This is a genomic window from Streptomyces sp. NPDC005955, assembly GCF_042871255.1.
Lineage (GTDB): Bacteria > Actinomycetota > Actinomycetes > Streptomycetales > Streptomycetaceae > Streptomyces.
Genome location: NZ_JBIAIF010000025.1, coordinates 1 through 20,528, shown reverse-complemented (window position 1 = coordinate 20,528; position 20,528 = coordinate 1). Strand labels below are relative to the sequence as shown.

Sequence of the window (20,528 nt, the reverse complement as noted above, 5' to 3'; positions counted from 1 at the left end):
GCGCCCAGGGTACGAAAGCGTCCCGGGCCCGCCCGCCCCGCCCGTCGGTCCCTCCCGCTCACGGGCGGGCCGGAGCCTCCCGGGCGGTCGAGCGGACTTCCGGGGCCGGGGTGGCCGAGCGGACCTCCGGGGCGGCGGAGCGGACTCCCGCAGTGGCCGAGCGGATCTCCGGGGCCGCCGAGTGGGGGAGGAGGTCGTGGCGTCGTGCGGGCAGGCTCAGCTCCACCGTCACGTCCTCCCGGAACCGGTAGGGGCGGTGGCACAGCAGCCCGCCCAGATACCTCCGCACCCGCGAGACCTCGGCCCGCACGGTCACCGTCCGGCTCGGGTCACCGAACATCGCTTCGGCCAACTCGGACGCGCTGCGCCCCGCCCGGTGCACCGCCAACAGGTACAGCAACTCGGCGTGCCTGGGGGTCAGCTCGTGCGTCCAGCCCCCCGAGCCGCCGGTCACGCTCACGTGCCACCGCCGCGCCTCGGACACGTCCAACAGGACCCGGGTGGCCGGGGCCTCACCGGTCTGCGCCACCCGCAGCAGCCAGCCGCCGGGCAGCGCCTCCACCAGACAGTCGCCGAGCGAGGGCAACCAGGTCCGGCCCTGCTCCAGCCCCCGCGGCAGCGCCACCCGGTCCACCGGCGGCATCCCGGTCACCCCGGCCGTCCAGCCGTCCCCGTCCACGGCGAGCGCCCGTCCACCGAGCCGCGCCAGCACCGGAGCCGCCACCGACCGCAGGCGTTCCAACCCCGTCAGGTGCCGCTCCCGCAGCCGTGCCTCGGCCAGCTTCGCCACCGACGCCACCAGCGCGAGGGTGGCCGGGTGCTGGGTCTCGTGCGGTCCGCTCACGTCGATGGTGCCGAGCAGCCGTCCGTCCCGGGGGTCGGTGATCGGCGCGCCGGCACACGTCCACGGGTGCTGGGCCCGCGCGAAGTGTTCGGCCGCGTGCACCCGCACCGGCCGCCTGATCACCAGCGGGGTGCCCACCCCGTTGGTGCCGACCGCGGCCTCGCTCCAGTCAGCCCCGGGCTCGCAGCCCAACAGGTCCGCCTTGCGCAGCACCGCGGGATGGCCCTCCCGCCAGAGCACTCGACCGGCCGCATCACTGACGATCATGATCGACTGCGAGGCGTCGGTCACCGGCTCCACCGCTTCCCGCAGCAGCGGCAGCAGCTCGTGCAAGGGCGAGCGCTGGCGCAGTTCGGCCAACCGCTCCAGGCCCAGCAAGGGGCCCCGGTGGTCGCGGTCCGGATCGATGCCGCCGCGCACCGCCCGGAGCCAGGACTCCCCTATCACCGGCCGGGGCGCGGCTCCCGTGCGGTCCCCCGCCAGGTTCGCCGCGTGGACCTCCCGCAACAGCCGCGACGCCCGCTCCGCGTCCATGGCGGCGAGCCTCGCCACCTCGATGGCCGATGGCGTCACCACAAGCCTCCCCCTTCACGCACCGCCCGCGCGTACTCCCGGTGGGAGCGGGCCCGTCCCGCCCCCATGGTGCCCCGGAAGTGCGCAGTTCGGTGCGGGGGTGCAACCCCCTGCAACTCTGGCGGAGGTGCGAGGGGTGCTCAAAGCTGAGCCCGGCGCCGTTCGTTCGGCGCGCGCTCCGCACCACGGGGCCGGGCGGGGGTGGCGCCGTGTCGGCGCGGTACCACCCCCGCCGCACCTCACCCGGTCCGTACCGGCCGGGCCCGGTCCACCATCGACGCCAGGTCCAGGGTGTGCGCCAGGGTGCCGAAGGCGCCGCCCCCGTCGCGGGCCAGACGCGAGGAGCAGAAGGCGTCCGCCACCGCCGGCGGTGCGAACCGGACCAGCAACGAGCCCTGGAGCACCAGCGCCATCCGCTCCACCACCCGCCGCGCCCTGGCCTCCAGGCCCTCCAGGTCCGCCAGCTCGGTGAGCAGGTCCTTGATCGCGCGGTCGAGCCGGTCGTCGGCGCCCCGGGCCCGTCCCACCTCCACCAGGAACGCGTGCAGCGCCTCCGGTTCGCGCTGGAGCGCCCGGAGCACGTCGAGGGCCTGCACATTGCCCGACCCCTCCCAGATCGAGTTCAACGGCGCCTCCCGCAACAGCCTCGGCATCCCGGACTCCTCGACGTACCCGTTGCCGCCGAGGCACTCCAGGGCCTCGGCCACCAGGGGGGTGCAGCGCTTGGTGACCCAGTACTTGGCGACCGGCACCGCGATCCGCAGCAGGGCGCGCTCACCGGCCGCCGCGGGGTCGGCCCCGTCCTCCGCGGTGTCGTACGCCGCCGCGAGCCGCAGCGCCAGGGTGGTCGCGGCCTCCGACTCGACGGCCAGGTCGGCGAGGACGTTGCGCATCAGCGGCTTGTCCACCAGGGGCCCGCCGAACGCCTCCCGGTACGTCGTGTGGTGCACCGCCTGGGCGACCGCCTGCCGCATCAGTGCCGCGGACCCGAGGACGCAGTCGAGCCGGGTCGCCGTGACCATCTCGATGATGGTGCGCACCCCGCGTCCCTCGGCCCCGACCCGGCGCGCCCAGGTGCCGTCGAACTCGACCTCGGCGGAGGCGTTCGACCGGTTGCCCAGCTTGTCCTTGAGGCGCTGGATCGCGAACGCGTTCCGGGTGCCGTCCGCGAGGACGCGCGGCACCAGGAAGCAGGTCAACCCCTCCGCGGCCCGGGCCAGCACCAGGAAGCCGTCCGACATGGGGGCCGAACAGAACCACTTGTGCCCGGTGAGGGCGTACTCGCCGTCGCCCGCGAGCGCGGTGGCGACCGTCGCGTTGGCGCGGACGTCACTGCCCCCCTGCTTCTCGGTCATGCCCATGCCGAACAGGGCGCCGGCCTTGCGGGCCGCCGGCCGCAGCCCCGCGTCATAGGTGCGCGAGGTCAGCCGGGGCACCCACTCGGCCGCCAGGGCCGGCTCGGCGCGCAGCGCGGGCACCGCCGCATGGGTCATCGACAGCGGACAGCCGTTCCCCGCCTCCGCCTGCGACCACACCAGGAACCCGGCCGCCCGCCGGACGTGCCCGCCCGGCGTCGTCCACGCCGCGGTCAGCCCGGCCCCGACCGCCTTGCCGAGCAGACGGTGCCACGCCGGATGGAACGCCACCTCGTCGATCCGGTGGCCGTAACGGTCGTGGCTGCGCAACGCGGGCGGGTTCTCGTTCGCCAGCGCCCCCCACTCCTGCACCTGGGTCGAGCCCGCGGCCCGCCCCAGCAGCGACAGTTCCGCCTCCGCCGCGTCCCTGAGGGCCGGGTCCAGATGCCGGCCGACCGCCTCGGAAAGGGCCAGGTCACCAGCAAACACGTCATACCCCGTCAAGGGTGGAGGCTGGTTGGTCACGGTGTGAGTGCGCGCTGCCATGCCGATACGGTAAGGAGGTGCACGAGGCAAAAGAAACACCTGATCGGCCAGCCGGCCGCCTTCACCGGGCCAAAGCCCTGTATCGGGATGTCTCCAAACGCAGGACCGCCTGGCTCCTGCTCAAGGACACCGTCAACTCGTGCATCGAGTACCGCATCCTCGGCCTCGCCGCCGAGGCCGCGTTCTTCACGCTGTTGTCCGTGCCGCCGCTGCTGCTGAGCCTCATCGGACTGCTCGGGTACGTCGACTCCTGGACCGGTGCCTCCACCATCGCCAGCGTCGAGTCCAATCTGCTGGAGGCGTCCCGCACCGTCCTGTCGGACAAGGGCGTGAACGAGATCGCCCGGCCGATCCTCGACGACGTGATGGAGGGCGGCAGACCCGACATCATCTCCATCGGCTTCCTGTTCGCCCTGTGGTCGGGCTCCCGGGCGGTGAACGTCTTCATCGACACCATCACCGTCATGTACGGGCTCGACGGCGCCCGCGGCATCGTCAAGACGCGGCTGCTCGCCTTCCTGCTGTTCATCGTCGCCCTGTTGATCGGCTCGGTGGCGCTCCCGCTGATCGTCGCGGGGCCGGACGCGGTGGTGAAGGTGGTGCCCTGGTCGACCACCGTCGTCCAAGTGCTCTACTGGCCGGTCGTGATCGTGCTGTCCGTGGCCTTCCTGACCACGCTGTACCACGTCTCCGTACCGGTGCGTTCGCCCTGGGTGGAGGACGTGCCCGGGGCCCTGGTCGCCCTCGGGATGTGGGTGCTCGGAAGCTTCCTGCTCCGCATCTACCTGACCAACACCGTCGAGGGACCCACCATCTACGGCTCGCTGGCGGCCCCCGTCGCGGTGCTGTTGTGGATCGGCGTCTCGGCGTTCGCCGTGCTGGTCGGCGCCGCGGTGAACGCGGCGATCGACCGCGTCTGGCCCTCCGTCGCCACCGCGGCGGCCCGCGCCGCGCAGGAACGCGCGAAGCAGGCACAGATCGCCGAGTACGTGGCCCGCGCCGCCGCCTGGCGCCGCCACGGCGGCGAGCAGTACTCCGTCTTCCCCGACTTCCACGAGCCCTCCGGCTACTCCGACGACGCGGACTACGCCGACTACTCCGACCAGGCGGACCGGGCGGACCAGGCCGACGACCCGGAGATGCCGTCCGAGTTCCCCGAGCGCTGGTCGAAGTTCCTGCCCCCGGAGGACCTCGGTTCCCGGCTGCGCACCCCCCTGTGGCGCCCCTCCGACGGCCCGCCGGCGGACGGCTCCGGCACCGAGGCGGCCGGCGGCGACGGCGAGGCCCGCGGAAGGGGCCACGACGGGGGCGGCCCGGGCCCCGCCGGGCCCCAGGCCGCCCTGCGCACCCCGGCCGCCCACCCGGGGACCCACCACGGCGAGGTCCCCGGCGGCGTCCACCACGGCGCGGTCCTCCCGGGACGGCACCGGCCGGACCCCGGCGCCGCGGGAGACGTCTGGTCCCGCGCGGCCGAGGGACCCGGGCGGGAACGCCACCGCGACTGACGGGTCCACCAGGGCCCCGGGCCCCGACGGTTCGCCTGCGGGGTCCGGCCGCACCGACGGGTTCGCCGGGGGCGTTCCGTCCGGGAAGGTCCCGATCCGGTGGGTCCGCCGGTCGGTCCGCAGTAGGGCTCCGACCGCCCCTGCCCTACCCTGACCGGCATGGACGCGCTCGCCGGACTACTGGAAGGCCCACGGGCCCGTGGCGCCTTCCTCATCCGCGCCTGCTTCGACCCGCCCTGGTCGGTCAGGGTCGAGGACCAGGCCCCCCTCTCCCTGATGGTCGTGGTCACCGGGGAGGCCTGGATCGTCCCCGCCAGCGGGGCTCCGGTCCGCATCGGGCCCGGGGACGTCGCGCTGGCCCGCGGCCCCGAGCACTACACCTGCGCCGACGCCCCCGACACCGTCCCCCTGGTCCGCTGTCTGCCCGGCGGCATCTGTGCGACGCCCGACGGCGAACTCCTGCACGGCGTGATGGACCTCGGGCTACGGACCTGGGGGGAACGCACGGACGCCTCCGTCGCGCTGCTCATCGGGACGTACCACCTGCGCGGCGAGATCAGCGGACGACTCCTCGACGCGCTCCCGCCGCTGCTCACCCTCACGGCCGGCGACTGGGACCGCGGACTGCTGACGCTGCTCGCCGCGGAGATGGCCCGTGACGAGCCCGGTCAGGAAGTCGTGCTCGACCGACTGCTCGACCTCATCGTCATCCAAGCGCTGCGGGCCTGGTTCTCCCGACCGGAGGCCGAGGCCCCCGCCTGGTACGCGGCCCTGGGCGATCCGGTCGTGGGGCCGGCCCTGCGACTCCTCCAGGACGAACCCGCCCACCCGTGGACGGTCGCCGGACTCGCCGCGAAGACCGGGGTGTCCCGGGCGGCCCTCGCCCGTCGGTTCACCGCGCTCGTCGGGGAACCCCCGATGGCGTACCTCACCGGATGGCGCCTCGCCCACTGCGCGGACCTCCTGCGCGACACGGACCTCACCATCGGCGCGATCGCCCGACAGGTCGGGTACGGCAGCGCGTTCGCGCTGTCCAGCGCCTTCAAACGCGTCTACGGGGTCAGCCCCCAGGAACACCGCGAGCACCGCCCGCGACCTGCGCCGGCCCCGGTGCCCGTACCTGCGCCTGCGCCTGCACCTGCCCCTGTGCCCGCCCCTGTGCCCGCGCCGTAGCCTGGGCCGCATGGGGTACGTCGAAAGGGCTTCCCGGGTGCCCGGGGCGGTCGTGTGGAGTGCGGAGCCGGAGCCCGGCGGGGGCGGCACCGTCCTGCCGGACGGCTGCATGGACCTGCTCTGGAGCGCGGGCCGGCTGTTCGTCGCGGGACCCGACACCCGGGCCCACCCGCCGGACGGCTCCGCCCCGTACACCGGAGTGCGGTTCGCCCCCGGCACCGCGGCACCGCTCCTGGGCGTACCCGCCCACGTCCTGCGCGACCGACGGGTGGACCTCGCGGAACTCTGGTCCGCCCGGGAGGTCGGTGCCCTCGCGGCCCGGATCGCGGCGGCGGCCGACCCCGCGGTGGCCCTGGAGGCCCTGGCCGCCCGGCGGTGGGCGACGTGCCGCACCGACCCGTTGGTGGGGCGGATCGTCGCCGGGCTGCGCGCCGGACGGACCGTCGGCGCGGTGGCCGACGAGGTGGGGCTCGGCGCGCGGGGCCTGCACCGCAGGTCCCTGGAGGCGTTCGGCTACGGGCCCAAGACCCTGGCCCGGGTGCTCCGCTTCCAACGCGCCCTGGCCCTGGTCCGCTCGGGCGCGGGGCGGGCCGACGCGGCCCAGCGCACCGGGTACGCGGACCAGGCGCACCTGGCCCGCGAGACCCGCGCCCTGGCCGGCACCACCCTCGGTCGTCTGGCCCCCTGACCGCAGCCCGCGGCGGGTCGGTGCCCGCGGCGGATCGGTCCGCGGCTCAGGACGTCCGCGGCTCAGGGCAGGGGAGCGAAGAGGTCCACCCCGTTGCCGTCCGGGTCCGCCACCAGGGCGTACCGCTGACCCCAGGGGGCGTCCCACGGCGGGCGCACCCCCTGGTGTCCCTCGGCGACCAGCGCCGCGTACAGGTCGTCGACGCCCCGCGGACCCCCGTCGCAGAGGAAGGCGAGCCCCACCCGCCCCTCCGGCACGCCGTGCCAGTCGGGCAGGAAACTCCGGATGACCTCCTCGGAGTCGAGGGCGAACCGCAGGCCCCCGGAGAGTTCGGCCTCCGCGTGCGGCTGGGACTCGGCCCCCGCCGGGAAGTCGAGGCCGATGCGGCGGTAGAAGGCGACGGACGCGGCCATGTCGGAGACGACCACGCTCACCAGATCGAATCGTGCGTTCATGGCGGGAGCGTAGGCACACCGCGCCGCCCCGGTCTTGAAGGAATCGGACGGCACCCCGGCCGCGCCGGCCCGCCGCACCCGTCCGGGTGGCTCCACCGGGGGACCTGGTACACCCTGGGGCTCCATGACGACGCACGCGCGCCCGGTCGCCCTCCGGTCCGCGCGACGATGCGGAGGAGTGCAGGCAGCGATGGTGTCAGGCCCACGGGTCCGGACCGCGTACGGAACGGTGCGCGGACGTCATGAAGACCTCGCAGACGGGGACGGTCGGCGGGTGGCCGTCTTCCGGGGCGTCCCCTACGCCGCGCCGCCGCGGGGCGCCCTCCGCTTCCGACCCCCTCGACCCCCCGAGCCCTGGGACGGCGTGCGGGACGCCACCGCCTTCGGCGCCACCCCGCCCAAGCCCCCGTACGGTGCGCCCTTCGCCCGCCTCCTGTCCGATCCGGTGATCACGGGGGACGACTGGCTCACCGCGAACGTGTGGACCCCGGACCCGGACCCGGCCGCCCGCCTCCCGGTGGCGGTGTGGGCCCACGGCGGCTCCCTGACCCGGGGGTCGTCCGCGGTGCCGGTGTACGACGGCGGGGCCTTCGCCCGCGACGGCGTGGTCCTGGTGTCCTTCAACTACCGCCTCGGGGTGGAGGGGTACGGCCTCTTCCCCGACGCCCCGCCCAATCTGGGGCTGCGCGACCAACTCGCCGCCCTGGAGTGGGTCCGCGGCGGCATCGCGGCGTTCGGCGGCGACCCGGACCGGGTCACGCTGTTCGGCGCGTCGGCGGGGGCGATCAGCGCGGGCGTGCTGCTGGCCAGCCCCCGGGCCCGGGGGCTGTTCCGGCGTGCGGTGCTCCAGAGCGGGCCGCCGCAGACCGTGGAGCGCGACCGGGCCCGCCGGATGGTGCGGCGGATGGCCACCCGGTTGAGGGTCCCCGCCACGGCCGCGGCCTTCGCCGAAGTGGAGCCGGCCGCGCTGCTCGCCGCCCAGCACGCGGCCGGGCGACGGGCGAATCCGCTGCTCGGCGGCCCCGCCTTCGGCGTGGTCGTGGACGGCGACCTGGTCCCCACCGAGCCGATGGAGGCACTGACCCGCGGGGACGGGGCGGCCGACGTCGGACTGTTGGCGGGGTGGACCACACAGGAACACCGGCTGTGGCTCGCACCGAACGGGCTCTCGGAACGGGTCGACCGGCTCGGTCCGCTCGCCCTGGCCTGGGCGCGGGCCCGTACCCGCTGCGGCCCGGGCACGGTCCGCGGCTACCGTGCGCTGCACCCCGGGGCGGGCGCCGCGGAGGTCGTCGGCCAACTCGTCACCGACCACCTGCTGAGACGACCGGTTCACCGGCTGGCGGAAGCCCGCCGGGTCGCGTCCCCGGTACCCGGCGACACCTACCTCTACGAGTTCGCCTGGCCGTCCTCGATCGCCGGGCTCGGCGCCTGCCACGCACTGGAACTCGGGTTCGTCTTCGACACCGTCTCCTCCCCGGCCACGGCGATGCTGGCCGGGCCGGGGGCGCCGCAGTGGCTCGCCGAGGAGATGCACGGGGCGTGGGTGCGGTTCGTCGTCGACGGGGACCCCGGATGGCCCGCGTGGGACGCACGGCACCCGGTGCGCAGGTTCGGTCCCGGTCCCGGCGCCACGGTGCTGCACGGCCCCCGCGACCGTGCGTTCGCGCTGTGGCCCGCCGAACCCGCCGAACCCGCCGAACCCGCCGCACCCGCCGAAGTGCGCGGCGCAGCCCCGCTGTCCCGGCCCGCCGACCGCTGACGGCCCCGGGCCCGGACCCGCTCGGAACACCCGGCCCGGCACCCCGCGGCGGGGTCGGTCCCCCGACCTAAGCCCTCCGTCCCCGGGCCCAGGTCGGGCCGCCCCGGACGGGGGCATACGGTGGAGGGCCGGACGCACACACCGCGAGCGGCGGGCACCGACACCCCGGGCCCCGCCGGACACACCCTCTGCGGCCGGGGGAGCGAGGAGACACACGATGGGCACCACGGACGGCACCGACACCACGGACGGTACGGTGCGCCGCACCGCACTGGTCGAGGATCTGCTGGAACGGTTCCCGCACGTACCGAGGGAAGCGGTCTTCAAGGAGGACCTGCTGCGCGGCGGCATCGCCTTCGACGAGTCGGCCCTCAGCGACACCACCAACGAGGCCACCGGCGACGTCAAGCCCAAGTCGTACTTCATCTTCTCGTTCGACCACGGCACCCTGCCGGAGCTGGGCGCCGCCGCGCTGCGCCGCCCGCCGGAGGAGATCGTCCTCACCGGCGGCCCGTACGACCTGCGTCGCACCGTGGTCTCCGTCCGGGTCAACCCGGCGTCCCCGTACCGGGTCGCCGCCGACGCCGACGGGATGCTCGGGCTGTACCTGGACGGCCGTCGGATCGCCGACGTCGGCCTGCCGCCGATGCCGGACTACTACCGTCACACCCTCGCCAACGGCAAGTCGGTGATGGAGGTCGCGCCGACCATCCAGTGGGGCTACCTCGTCTATCTGACGGTCTTCCGGGTCTGCCAGTACTTCGGCGCCAAGGAGGAGTGCCAGTACTGCGACATCAACCACAACTGGCGCCAGCACAAGGCCGCGGGGCGCCCCTACACCGGCGTCAAGGACGTCGAGGAGGTGCTGGAGGCCCTGGAGATCATCGACAAGTACGACACCGCCCGCACCTCCACCGCCTACACGCTCACCGGCGGCGCCGTCACCTCGAAGGTCGCCGGCCGTGACGAGGCCGACTTCTACGGCCACTACGCCAAGGCCATCGAGGAGCGCTTCCCGGGCCGGTGGATCGGCAAGGTCGTGGCCCAGGCCCTCCCCAAGGACGACGTCCAGCGCTTCAAGGACTACGGGGTGCAGATCTACCACCCCAACTACGAGGTGTGGGACCGCCGTCTGTTCGAGCTCTACTGCCCCGGCAAGGAGCGTTACGTCGGCAGGGACGAGTGGCACCGCCGCATCCTCGACTCGGCGGACGTGTTCGGCGCCCGCAACGTCATCCCGAACTTCGTCGCGGGCGTCGAGATGGCGGAGCCCTTCGGTTTCACCACCGTCGACGAGGCCATCGCCTCCACCACCGAGGGCCTGCGGTTCTTCATGTCGCACGGCATCACGCCCCGCTTCACCACCTGGTGCCCCGAGCCCACCACCCCGCTGGGCAAGGCGAATCCGCAGGGCGCCCCGCTGGAGTACCACATCCGGCTGCTGGAGTCCTACCGCGCCACGATGGACGAGTTCGGACTGTCCTCGCCCCCCGGGTACGGACCGGCCGGCCCGGGGCGGGCGGTGTTCTCCGTCAGCTCCTTCATGGACAGCCTGGCCCCGCAGGAAGCGGCCGAAGAGAACTGAACACCTCGCGGGGCCCCGGAACTGAAGAGCCCCGGGGCTCCGCACCTCAGCAGCGCTCGCCGAACTTCACGGCGTCGAGGCTGACCGGCTGCCCGTCGAAATCGGTGCCGGCCTTCGGCTTCTGCCTGCAGACCTTCCAGTTGGACTCCACGATCACCAACCGGTCTTCGCCGGAGGCGTCGTTGACGGAGATGCTGGTGGAACTGTCCAGCGACTGCCGGACCGCCCGCACCGACTTCCCGACGAAGTCGGGCAGGGTGCTCCTGGTCTCCTGGAGCGCGCCGTCCTTGGCGGGGCACTTCTCGTCGAGCTTGACCGTGGCGAAGCGCACCTTCGTCTTCGTGGCGTGCGTCCCGGGCTTCGGAGTCTGCCCGCACACCTTCCAGTTGCGGTCCATCGCCTGGAGCCGCCCGCGACCCAGCGCGTCGTGCGAGCTCAGCCGGTCGAAGCCCGCCTCCCGGGCCTGGTCCTGCGCGGACTGGAGCCCCTTGCCCTTCATGTCGGGCAACTTCGCGGTCTCCTCCTCGATGCCCCCACAGCCCGACAGGGCGGTCAGCCCCACGGCGACCAGTACGGCGACGGCACGACGGTGCACGGATTCCCCCCAGTGTGCGACGGATGTCCCCCGCCCCATGATGCGACACCGCCTCCCCCACGGTCCGGCGAAGTGACGTTCTCGTGATCAACGGTGCCTGCGGCCACAGCAGTCGGCCCCGGCGGTGGAGTCCGTGGGCATCCGTCGAAAAATGGCTGGCACGCGGTCGGGGGGTGCGTCTAGTCTTCATTCCGTTCCGCCGGGACGTGGCCGTGTGCCGCACCCGGTTCGGTCCGTCGGTTCGTTGAGGGAACAGGAGGTGAGGTCAGTGGTGACGGTCATGGTCACGGGCGCTGCCCGCACTCAGGAGTTCATCCTTTCCACCCCTGTGGTCTCCGGCTGACACCCGTACGCAGTAGTCCGCGCGCCGAGCGCGCTGCCGGGGCCGCCCCTCGAAGGGTTCCCCTTGTCCCACACCCTGCTCAACAGCATGTCTTCCTCCGACGACGCACAGCGCGCCCTCGCCCCCTACGGCTGGGACGACGACTGGGCCGCCGCCTTCGCCCCGTACGCCGCCCAGGGACTGGTACCCGGCCGCGTCGTCCGCGTCGACCGCGGGCTCTGTGACGTCGTCACCCCCTTCGGTACCGTCCGGGCCGACACCGAGTTCGTGGTGCCGCGCGACCCGCTGAAGGTCATCTGCACCGGGGACTGGGCCGCCGTCGACCCTGATGGTCGCGACCCCCGGTACGTCCGGGCGTATCTGCCGCGCCGCCGGTCGTTCGTGCGCTCCACCTCGTCCAAGCGGTCCGAGGGACAGATCCTCGCCGCCAACGTCGACCTTGTGATCATCGCGGTGTCCCTCGCGGTGGAGCTCGACCTCGGCCGGGTCGAACGGTTCCTCGCCCTCGCCTGGGAGTCGGGTGCGCAGCCCGTCGTCGTCCTCACCAAGGCCGACCTCGTCCCGGACGCGGTCACCCTGTCCCACCTCGTGCGGGACGTGGAGACCAGCGCCCCGGGGGTGCCCGTCCTGCCGGCCAGCGCGACCACCGGCCAAGGGCTCGACGTGCTCGCCGCCGTGGTCGCCGGGGGCACCAGCGTGCTGCTCGGACAGTCCGGCGCCGGAAAGTCCACGCTCGCCAACGAGCTCCTCGGCGCGGACGCCCAGGTCGTCCAGGCGGCCCGGGACGTCGACGGCAAGGGCCGCCACACGACCACCACCCGCAACCTCCTGCTGCTGCCCGGCGGCGGCGCCCTCATCGACACGCCCGGACTGCGCGGCGTGGGGCTCTGGGACGCCGGGAGCGGCGTCGAGCGGGTGTTCGCCGAGATCGAGGAACTGGCCCGGGGCTGCCAGTTCCACGACTGCGCGCACGAGGCCGAGCCGAGCTGTGCGGTCCTCGCCGCGGTGGCCGACGGCGTTTTGCCCGAGCGGCGGCTCGACAGCTTCCGCAAGCTGCTGCGCGAGAACCGGTACATCGTGGCGAAGACCGACGCCCGGACCCGGGCCGACCTGCGACGCGAGTGGAAGCAGAAGGGAGCCGTCGGGCGCGCCGCCCAGCGGGCCAAGCGCACCGGCCGGATCTGAGCTCCGCGGCGCCGGGGCACGTCGCGCGGGGCACTGCGCCCCGCGCGGCGGCCTCGGGCCGTGGGCCCCGGCCCGTCCGGACGCCGTGTCCGATTCCCGCCAGCGACGGGCCCCGGGACCGGGGACAATCGGTGGTGTGATCGACGACGAGACCAGGTACGAGGCCGTACGCAGCAGGGACGGCCGCTTCGACGGGGAGTTCTTCTTCGCCGTCGGGACGACCGGCATCTACTGCCGGCCGAGCTGCCCGGCGGTCACGCCCCGGCGCGAGAACGTCCGCTACTACCCGACCGCGGCCGCCGCCCAGGGCGCCGGCTACCGGGCCTGCCGCCGCTGCCGCCCGGACGCCGTGCCGGGCTCCGCGGAGTGGAACGCCCGGGCCGACGCGGTGGCCCGCGCGGTCCGCATGATCGGCGACGGCGTCGTCGACCGCGAGGGCGTCACCGGCCTCGCCGCCCGACTCGGCTACAGCCCCCGCCAGGTGCAGCGCCAACTCACCGGCGAACTGGGCGCCGGGCCGATCGCCCTGGCCAGGGCCCAACGCATGCACACCGCCCGCACGCTCCTCCAGACCACCGCACTGCCCGTCACGGAGGTCGCGTTCGCCGCCGGCTTCGCGAGCGTCCGACAGTTCAACGACACCCTGCGGGCCGGATACGGCATGACCCCGAGCAGGCTGCGGGCCGTCGCCCCGCGCAGCGCCCGACGGCCCGCCGTCACCGGCTCGGGCGGCTCGCCGGACATCCCGCTCCGCCTCGCCCACCGGGGCGCCTACCTGGCCGGACCCGTCTTCGACCTGCTGGCGGCCCAGGCCGTCGCCGGGATCGAGGAGGTCACGGGCGCGCCCGGCCGTCGGATCCACCGGCGCACCCTGCGGCTCCCGCACGGTGCGGGGATCGCCACCGTCGAGGAGCGGAGCTCCGTCCCCGGTCGGGGCACCGGTGCCACGCGGCCCGGCGGCTGGCTGGAGGCGAGTCTGCGGCTCACCGACCCGCGTGACCTCACCACGGCCGTGCAACGCCTGCGCCGACTCTTCGACCTCGACGCCGACCCGTACGCCGTCGACGAACGACTCGGCGCCGATCCACGGCTCGCCCCGGCGATCGCCGCCCGGCCGGGGCTGCGGTCACCGGCCAGCGCCGACCCGGAGGAGGCCGCGGTGCGCGCCCTGGTCGGTCCGGTGGCGGCGGCCCACCTCGTCGAGCGGTACGGCAAACCGCTGGACACGCCCTGCGGCACCCTCACCCACCTCTTCCCCGAGCCCGCCGTGCTGGCCGCGGCGGAGCCGGACGGCGCGCTCGGGGCGCTGTGCGCGGCGCTCGCCGACGGCACCCTCAGGCTCGACGCGGGCGCCGACCGGGACACCGCGCACCACACGCTGCTCGGGCTGCCCGGACTCGACGCGCGAACCGTCGCGGAGATCCGGGTCCGTGCCCTCGGCGACCCCGACGTCGCCCCGCCCGACGTGCCGGTGCCGGACACCTGGCGCCCCTGGCGGTCCTACGCCCTACGGCACCTGCACGCGGCCCGAGCCGCTGGCGAGCCGTGCCCCGCCCCTGCGAAAGCGAGTACGTGATCACCATGACCACCCCGACCACCGCATCCCTCCCGACCACCGAATCCCCGTGGACCACGCTCGACAGCCCCCTCGGAGAGCTCCTCCTCACCGCCGACGAGGACGGTGCCCTCACCTCCCTGTCCGTCCCCGGGCAGAAGGGCGGCCGCTCCGCGGGACCCGCACGACGCCGCGCCGACGAACCGTTCCGGGCGGCCCGCGAGCAGCTCGTCGCCTACTTCGCCGGAGAACTGACCGCGTTCCGGCTACCGCTGCGCCCGGCGGGCACCGACTTCCGGCGGCGGGTCTGGGACGCCCTCGACGCGGTCCCGTACGGGACCACCACCACGTACGGCCGGATCGCCGCGGAGGTGGGTGCCTCCCGGGCCGCCGTCCGCGCGGTGGGCGGTGCGATCGGCGCCAACCCGCTGCTCGTCCTGCGCCCCTGCCACCGGGTCATCGGCGCCGACGGCTCGCTGACCGGGTACGCGGGCGGCCTCGACCGCAAGACGTTCCTGCTGGACCTGGAAGGCGCCCGTCCGCACGGGTGACGCGGCCCGACCGCACGCGAGGGCCCTCCACTGGGCCGTCCGGGTGACGGTGGCAGCTCGACGACGGGCCCCCGCGGCAGGTCACCCCCACACCAGCACCCCCAGCCACGCCCCGATGACCAACAGACAGGCGAACCACTCCACGAGCACGCTCCAGCCCCCCACCCGCAGTGCGTTGCGGGTGGACGCGGCGGCCTCGCCGTGGCTGCCCAGGCGCACCCGTTCCGCCAGGTAGACGCCTCCGACGAAGCCGAGCAGCGCGCCCAGCACCGGCACCAGGAAGAACCCCAGGAGCGAGCCCGCCCCCGCGCACAGGGCCATCCGCCGGGTGGTCCCGCTCTGCCGCAGCCGGCGCGGCGGCAGCTGCCAGCGCACCGCCTGCGCCACCAGCAGCACCACCGTCGCGCCCACCAGCACCCCCCAGGCCACCGTCCGGGTGTCCTGCACGGCCCACCAGGCCACGCCCGCCCAGACCAGCCACGATCCCGGCACGCCCGGCACCATCACTCCGCACAGGCCGATCAGCAGCACCACACCGACCAGGAGGAGTTCCCACGCTCCCATCAGCCCAGCGTGCCGGAGGGCGTGCCCCGGCGCCCGTCAGCGGGTGCGCGCCACCCAGCCGCGCTCGTAGGCGTGCCAACCGAGCTGGAGCCGGGTCGTCACGTCCGCCAGTTCCATCAGCCGCCGGACCCGCCGTTGCACCGTGCGCAGCCCGAGGTCCAACTGCTTGGCCACGCTCGCGTCGGTCAGGCCGGCCAGCAGCAGGGAGAGGACCTCCAGATCGATGCTGTCCGGTCCGTCCGGGTCCTCACCGGTGCCCTGCGGGTGCGTCGCGACGGTGCCGCCCCGGCCCAACCGCAGCGGCAGGGCGTGCCGCCACACCGCTTCGAACAGTCCCGACAGGGACTCCAGCAGACCGCAGTCGTGCACGACCAGCGCCGAGGGCTCGGCCGTCCGGGCGGTCAGCGGCACCATCGCCAGCGACCGGTCGGCGATCAGCAGCTTGGTGGGGACGCGGTCGGCGACCCGGACCTCCTCGTCCCGGCCGAGCGCCGCGGAGAGGTCACGCACCCCCGTGGGCCGGGACAGCACCTCCTGCTCGACCACCACCCGGTACGCCACGCCCCGGCCCGCCGCCTCCGCCTCGGCCTCGTTGTCCGCCCCGGAGACGGCGATCGGGTCGCCGGTCACCAGGGCGCAGACCTCCTCGGTCGCACCGAGCTGGAGCTGGAGGAACCGCTGGGCGATGGCCCCCCGCCCCGTGACCACCTCGACCAGGTCGTGCACGGCGGGTTCCGCCTCCCGCGCCCGGTACTCCTGGGCGAGCAACGTCGCCGACAGCTCCGCGCGTTCGAGTTCCTGGCGCCGTCGGGCCAGCAGTGCGCCCAGCGCGACCTCGGGCGGAGCGGCCACCCAACGGCCGGGCCGCCCCGTCGCCTGCGCGGCGAGCCCGTGCCGTTCCAGTTGGCGCAGCGCCCGGTCGGTGGCGGGTTCGCCGAGGGTCAGCCTGCGGGCCAGATCGGGGACGTCTGCGGCGCCCACCGAAACCAGGGCGCGGTACGCCGTTTCGTGCACCTCGTCCAGGCCCAACGCGGACAGCATGAGACGGCTTTCCTCCCCGTACGTTCACCGTTCGCGTTCATCATCGCCGCTTTTCCCGCCCCGGGGGCACGGCGGCCCCTCCCGGTTGCTCGACCCCGTCCGGAATGCGGTGGTCACGATGGATATGCGGTGTCCGTGGGTCTGAGGGGTGCCGTGGGACGTCGTGGGGCGTCGTGCGATCGGGAACGGATGCACTTCGGCCAACTTGGGCGACCGGGCGAACGGCGTACGTACGTCTGCGCCGGCGTTCGCGCCGGCTTCCGTGCGGTGCGCCCGAGGGGGGTCGCGAGCGCGACGGAAGGCCGGTCGGCCGTCGGTGCACCGCGCTGAGCTGGGGCGACGGTCGAGGTTGCGCCGCCGATCGGGGGCGCAACCTGGACGGCGGCTCGCTTTGTCGATTCATCTTCTTATGGATCGGCTGATTTTCTGAATGACCGTTTTCGGGCGCCGGAAGCCATGGACAATGTCGGCATGAGCCAGCAGGGGGAGCGGCCGTCGGCCCGCCAAGACGACGACTGGTGGGGCGACTTGTACGCCGGCTGGCCGCAGGTGGCCCCGGGCCCCGCGGACGGTCAGGACGGCGCGGGGGCTTCGCGTACCACCGGGGCGCGAGCCGCGGCGCCGGCGGAATCCGCGGGACCGGTCCCGGCGCCGCGCGCCCCCGGAGCCACTGACACGACCGCCGGCGCAGCCACTGACACGACCGCCGGCGCAGCCACTGACACGACCGCCGGCGCAGCCACTGACACGACCGCCGGCGCAGCCACTGACACGACCGCCGCCGCCCCGGACCCGACGGCGCCCGCCCGGACGAACCCCCCGCCCCGAACCGCATCACCCGCGCCCGCAACGGTGCCCCCGCCCGCACCGGACGCACCGCCCGCACCGCCCGCGCCGGATGTCCCGAACGCACCGGTGGTCCGTCCGCCGGCCGCCGCGGACCCCCGCGTGCCGCGGACCTCCCGTCCGCCCTGGCAGCCCGAAGGCGCCGCCTCCGAACCCCGCACCTTCCGGTTGGGGCGGTTCGGCCGGGGCAAGGGCGACCCCTCCGGAGCACCGGGACGCGCCGATGACGAGACGGTGACCGCCGTTCCGCTTCCGCCGCAGGTGGGTCACCTGGGCGACCGGCCGCCCACCTACGAGGCCGAGCCGACCGCACTGCCCGCCGCCGACCCGGACGCCCTGCGGGACCTCGTCGCCGACACGGTCCTCGACGGAGCCCGCTACGGCGCCAGCACCCTCCGGGCCGTCTCCACCCGGGGCGACTCCGCCCGGTACCGGGGCGAGCACCGCAGGGACGCCCTGCTGACCGCCCGCTTCGGCACCGGCCAGCAGGCCCTGGTGCTGATCGCCGTGGCGACCGGGGCGCGGGCCGCGGCGGGTGCCCACCGGGCCGCCGCCGAAGCGACCCGGCGGATGGCCCGGGCCGTCGGCCGCAACCACGCACGGCTCGCCGCGGACATCCGCGCCGGCAGCCGGGGCGACCTGAAGTCCGGACTGCACCGGCTCACCGACCGCAGCCTCGGCACCTCACGGGCCCGGTCCGGCGACCCCGACGCCGCCGAGGAGCCCGTGGCGAGCCTGCGCTGTCTGCTGCTCCCCGCCGACCCCGGATGCCGGGTCCGGGTGTTCTTCGGCGCGGGGGAGGGCGGGTTGTTCCGGCTGCGCGAGGGCGTCTGGCAGGACATCGAACCGCGGCTCACCGACACCGTGGGGGAGCCGGTCGTCGGCTTCGGCTCGCCCCCGACCGATCCCGCCAGCGGGCCGGGGAAGGAGCCCGAGGCCGGGCCCGCGTCCTCGGCCGAGGACACGGCTGCGGCTGCGTCCGCACCCGCCGGGGACGACCCACTGACCGTGGACCTCCGCATCAGCACGCCCCCGAGCCCGTACCGACCGGCCCCCGAACCCGCCCGCGACCCGTTCCGCTTCCGGGCCTCCGTCGCCCGCCCGGGGGACGCCCTGCTGCTCTGCTCGGAGGGCCTGGCCGCACCGCTGCGCGGCGAGGAAGCCCTCGCCACCCACCTGGCCGGGCGCTGGGTGGACGGACCGCCGGGCCTCGCCGCCTTCCTCGCGGACACCACCGTCCGGGTCAAGGGCTACGCCGACGACAGGACCGCGGCAGCGGTCTGGGAGGCGTGAACCCGTCACCTGTGCCTTCATGGAGCCAACGCATACCGCGACCGGAAACGGGAAGCCGGCGTGGACGACCGGAAACTCAGGGCGTGCGGTTCCGCGGACCGCCGCCCGCGGCACGGACGGGGCACCTGGATCCATGGCCAAGCAGAACGTCGCCGAACAGTTCGTCGACATCCTCACGCGCGCGGGCGTCAAACGGCTGTACGGGGTGGTGGGCGACAGCCTCAACCCGGTGGTCGACGCCGTTCGGCGCAGCTCGGACATCGACTGGGTGCACGTCCGCCACGAGGAGACCGCCGCCTTCGCCGCCGGTGCCGAGGCCCAGGTCACCGGGCAGTTGGCGGCCTGCGCCGGTTCCTGCGGGCCGGGCAACCTGCACCTGATCAACGGTCTGTACGACGCCCACCGCTCGATGGCGCCCGTGCTCGCCCTCGCCTCCCACATCCCGTCCAGCGAGATCGGCCTGGGGTACTTCCAGGAGACCCACCCCGATCAGCTGTTCCGGGAGTGCAGCCACTACAGCGAACTGATCTCCAACCCGCGACAGATGCCCCGGCTGCTCCAGACGGCCATTCAGCACGCGGTGGGGCAGGGCGGGGTCAGCGTGGTGTCGCTGCCCGGGGACATCGCCGACCAACCCGCCCCGGACCGGGCCGCCGAGAGTGCGCTCGTCACCTCCCGGCCCACCGTCCGGCCCGGTGACGGGGAGATCGACAAGTTGGTCAGGATGATCGACGCCGCCGACAAGGTCACCCTCTTCTGCGGCAGCGGCACCGCGGGGGCGCACGCCGAGGTGATGGAGTTCGCCGGACGGATCAAGGCCCCGGTCGGCCACGCCCTGCGCGGCAAGGAGTGGATCCAGTACGACAACCCGTACGACGTGGGCATGAGCGGTCTGCTCGGGTACGGGGCGGCCTACGAGGCGACCAACGAGTGCGATCTGCTGATCCTGCTCGGCACGGACTTCCCGTACAACGCGTTCCTGCCGGACAAGGCACGGATCGCCCAGGTCGACGTGCGCCCCGAGCGGCTGGGACGGCGCTCCAAACTGGACCTCGCGGTGTGGGGGGACGTCCGGGAGACGCTGCGGTGCCTGCTGCCGCGGGTCGCGGAGAAGAGCAACCGGCGCTTCCTCGACAAGATGCTGAAGAAGCACGCCGACGCCCTCGAAGGCGTCATCAAGGCGTACACCCGCAAGGTGGACAAGCACGTCCCCATCCACCCCGAGTACGTCGCCTCCGTCCTCGACGACCTGGCCGCCGAGGACGCGGTGTTCACGGTCGACACCGGCATGTGCAACGTGTGGGCGGCCCGCTACCTCTCGCCCAACGGCCGCCGGCGCATCATCGGTTCGTTCTCGCACGGTTCGATGGCCAATGCCCTGCCGCAGGCGATCGGGGCGCAGTTCGTGGACCGGAACCGCCAGGTGGTGTCGATGTCCGGGGACGGCGGGTTCACCATGCTGATGGGTGACTTCCTGACCCTCGTCCAACACGACCTGCCGGTGAAGGTGGTCCTCTTCAACAACTCGTCGCTCGGCATGGTGGACCTGGAGATGCTCGTCGCCGGTCTGCCTTCGTACGGGACCGACAACGTCAATCCCGACTTCGCCGCCGTCGCCCGGGCCTGCGGTGCCTACGGGGTGCGGGTCGAGAAGCCCAAGGACCTCCCCGGTGCGCTGAAGGCGGCGTTCCGACACAAGGGCCCGGCCCTGGTGGACGTCGTCACCGACCCCAACGCCCTGTCCATCCCTCCGAAGATCAGTGCCGAGATGGTCACCGGCTTCGCCCTCTCCGCCTCCAAGATGGTGCTGGACGGCGGGGTCGGCCGGATGGTCCAGATGGCCCGCTCCAACCTCCGCAACGTGCCCCGACCGTGAGCGGAACGGTCAGCTCGCGCCAGGTCGGGGCGACCGGTTCGTCCTGTCGAGCCCCCCGGCCCGGCAGGAACACCGGCCCCGGGCCGGGAGGGGGAGGACCTAGGCCGTTTCTTTCGGATCATCTGATCGTTGGTTGATGTGTGTCGTTGACTGACGCCCAGTGGGCACGCATCGAGCCGCTGCTGCCGGACCG

General features: G+C 74.2%; 16 protein-coding genes. 10 read left to right on the top strand and 6 right to left on the bottom strand.

Annotated features, from left to right (window positions below):
- Nucleotides 1–58 precede the first annotated feature (58 nt).
- Both ACFYOU_RS32935 and ACFYOU_RS32930 read right to left on the bottom strand, forming a co-directional pair.
- Nucleotides 59–1,378: a GAF domain-containing protein gene (locus ACFYOU_RS32935; protein ID WP_391310945.1), complete on the bottom strand. Its 1,320-nt coding sequence runs from the start codon at nucleotides 1,376–1,378 to the stop codon at nucleotides 59–61.
- Nucleotides 1,379–1,656: 278 nt separating this feature from the next.
- Entirely contained in the window at nucleotides 1,657–3,318 is a 1,662-nt protein-coding gene (locus tag ACFYOU_RS32930) for an acyl-CoA dehydrogenase family protein (RefSeq protein WP_391310917.1), read from the bottom strand.
- A 17-nt stretch (nucleotides 3,319–3,335) separates the two neighbouring features.
- Between ACFYOU_RS32930 and ACFYOU_RS32925 the strand changes: the two genes are divergently transcribed.
- The 3 genes from ACFYOU_RS32925 (at nucleotide 3,336) to ACFYOU_RS32915 (ending at nucleotide 6,684) form a co-directional block, all read left to right on the top strand.
- Nucleotides 3,336–4,823, top strand: a complete 1,488-nt coding sequence (locus ACFYOU_RS32925) for a YhjD/YihY/BrkB family envelope integrity protein (RefSeq protein WP_391310914.1) — start codon at nucleotides 3,336–3,338, stop codon at nucleotides 4,821–4,823.
- Between the two features lie 159 nt (nucleotides 4,824–4,982).
- Nucleotides 4,983–5,996, top strand: a complete 1,014-nt coding sequence (locus ACFYOU_RS32920) for a cupin domain-containing protein (protein WP_391310912.1) — start codon at nucleotides 4,983–4,985, stop codon at nucleotides 5,994–5,996.
- 10 nt (nucleotides 5,997–6,006) lie between these two features.
- The gene (locus ACFYOU_RS32915) at nucleotides 6,007–6,684 is read left to right on the top strand and encodes a helix-turn-helix domain-containing protein (RefSeq protein WP_391310910.1); all 678 of its coding nucleotides are present in this window, start codon (nucleotides 6,007–6,009) and stop codon (nucleotides 6,682–6,684) included.
- A gap of 62 nt (nucleotides 6,685–6,746) precedes the next feature.
- Here ACFYOU_RS32915 and ACFYOU_RS32910 read toward each other — a convergent pair whose 3' ends face one another.
- On the bottom strand, nucleotides 6,747–7,139 hold the full coding sequence (locus ACFYOU_RS32910; protein WP_391310908.1) for a VOC family protein: 393 nt from the start codon (nucleotides 7,137–7,139) through the stop codon (nucleotides 6,747–6,749).
- Between the two features lie 190 nt (nucleotides 7,140–7,329).
- Between ACFYOU_RS32910 and ACFYOU_RS32905 the strand changes: the two genes are divergently transcribed.
- Nucleotides 7,330–8,901, top strand: coding sequence for a carboxylesterase family protein (locus tag ACFYOU_RS32905; protein WP_391310906.1), 1,572 nt, complete (start codon nucleotides 7,330–7,332; stop codon nucleotides 8,899–8,901).
- A 217-nt stretch (nucleotides 8,902–9,118) separates the two neighbouring features.
- The gene (locus ACFYOU_RS32900) at nucleotides 9,119–10,486 is read left to right on the top strand and encodes a radical SAM protein (protein WP_391310904.1); all 1,368 of its coding nucleotides are present in this window, start codon (nucleotides 9,119–9,121) and stop codon (nucleotides 10,484–10,486) included.
- Between the two features lie 46 nt (nucleotides 10,487–10,532).
- Here ACFYOU_RS32900 and ACFYOU_RS32895 read toward each other — a convergent pair whose 3' ends face one another.
- Nucleotides 10,533–11,081 carry a hypothetical protein gene (locus ACFYOU_RS32895; RefSeq protein ID WP_391310902.1) on the bottom strand — a complete coding sequence of 183 codons (549 nt, stop codon included), beginning with the start codon at nucleotides 11,079–11,081 and terminating at the stop codon, nucleotides 10,533–10,535.
- A gap of 430 nt (nucleotides 11,082–11,511) precedes the next feature.
- Between ACFYOU_RS32895 and rsgA the strand changes: the two genes are divergently transcribed.
- The 3 genes from rsgA to ACFYOU_RS32880 all read left to right on the top strand — a co-directional run bounded on the left by rsgA (nucleotide 11,512) and on the right by ACFYOU_RS32880 (nucleotide 14,715).
- Nucleotides 11,512–12,609: a ribosome small subunit-dependent GTPase A gene (rsgA, locus tag ACFYOU_RS32890; RefSeq protein ID WP_391310943.1), complete on the top strand. Its 1,098-nt coding sequence runs from the start codon at nucleotides 11,512–11,514 to the stop codon at nucleotides 12,607–12,609.
- Nucleotides 12,610–12,748: 139 nt separating this feature from the next.
- Entirely contained in the window at nucleotides 12,749–14,185 is a 1,437-nt protein-coding gene (locus ACFYOU_RS32885) for an Ada metal-binding domain-containing protein (RefSeq protein WP_391310940.1), read from the top strand.
- Nucleotides 14,186–14,190: 5 nt separating this feature from the next.
- Nucleotides 14,191–14,715 (top strand): methylated-DNA--[protein]-cysteine S-methyltransferase, encoded by a 525-nt coding sequence (locus ACFYOU_RS32880; RefSeq protein WP_391310900.1) that lies wholly within the window; start codon nucleotides 14,191–14,193, stop codon nucleotides 14,713–14,715.
- Between the two features lie 81 nt (nucleotides 14,716–14,796).
- Here the strand turns inward: ACFYOU_RS32880 and ACFYOU_RS32875 are convergent, their stop codons facing one another.
- Together ACFYOU_RS32875 and ACFYOU_RS32870 are read right to left on the bottom strand one after the other, a co-directional pair.
- Nucleotides 14,797–15,279: a DUF456 family protein gene (locus tag ACFYOU_RS32875; RefSeq protein ID WP_391310897.1), complete on the bottom strand. Its 483-nt coding sequence runs from the start codon at nucleotides 15,277–15,279 to the stop codon at nucleotides 14,797–14,799.
- 36 nt (nucleotides 15,280–15,315) lie between these two features.
- Nucleotides 15,316–16,320, bottom strand: a complete 1,005-nt coding sequence (locus tag ACFYOU_RS32870; RefSeq protein WP_391310895.1) for a helix-turn-helix domain-containing protein — start codon at nucleotides 16,318–16,320, stop codon at nucleotides 15,316–15,318.
- Between the two features lie 948 nt (nucleotides 16,321–17,268).
- Here ACFYOU_RS32870 and ACFYOU_RS32865 point away from each other — a divergent pair.
- Complete coding sequence (locus tag ACFYOU_RS32865; protein ID WP_391310893.1) at nucleotides 17,269–18,459, top strand: protein phosphatase 2C domain-containing protein; 1,191 nt, start codon at nucleotides 17,269–17,271, stop codon at nucleotides 18,457–18,459.
- 133 nt (nucleotides 18,460–18,592) lie between these two features.
- Nucleotides 18,593–20,335, top strand: a complete 1,743-nt coding sequence (locus ACFYOU_RS32860; RefSeq protein WP_391310890.1) for a pyruvate dehydrogenase — start codon at nucleotides 18,593–18,595, stop codon at nucleotides 20,333–20,335.
- The last annotated feature ends 193 nt before the right edge of the window (nucleotides 20,336–20,528 follow it).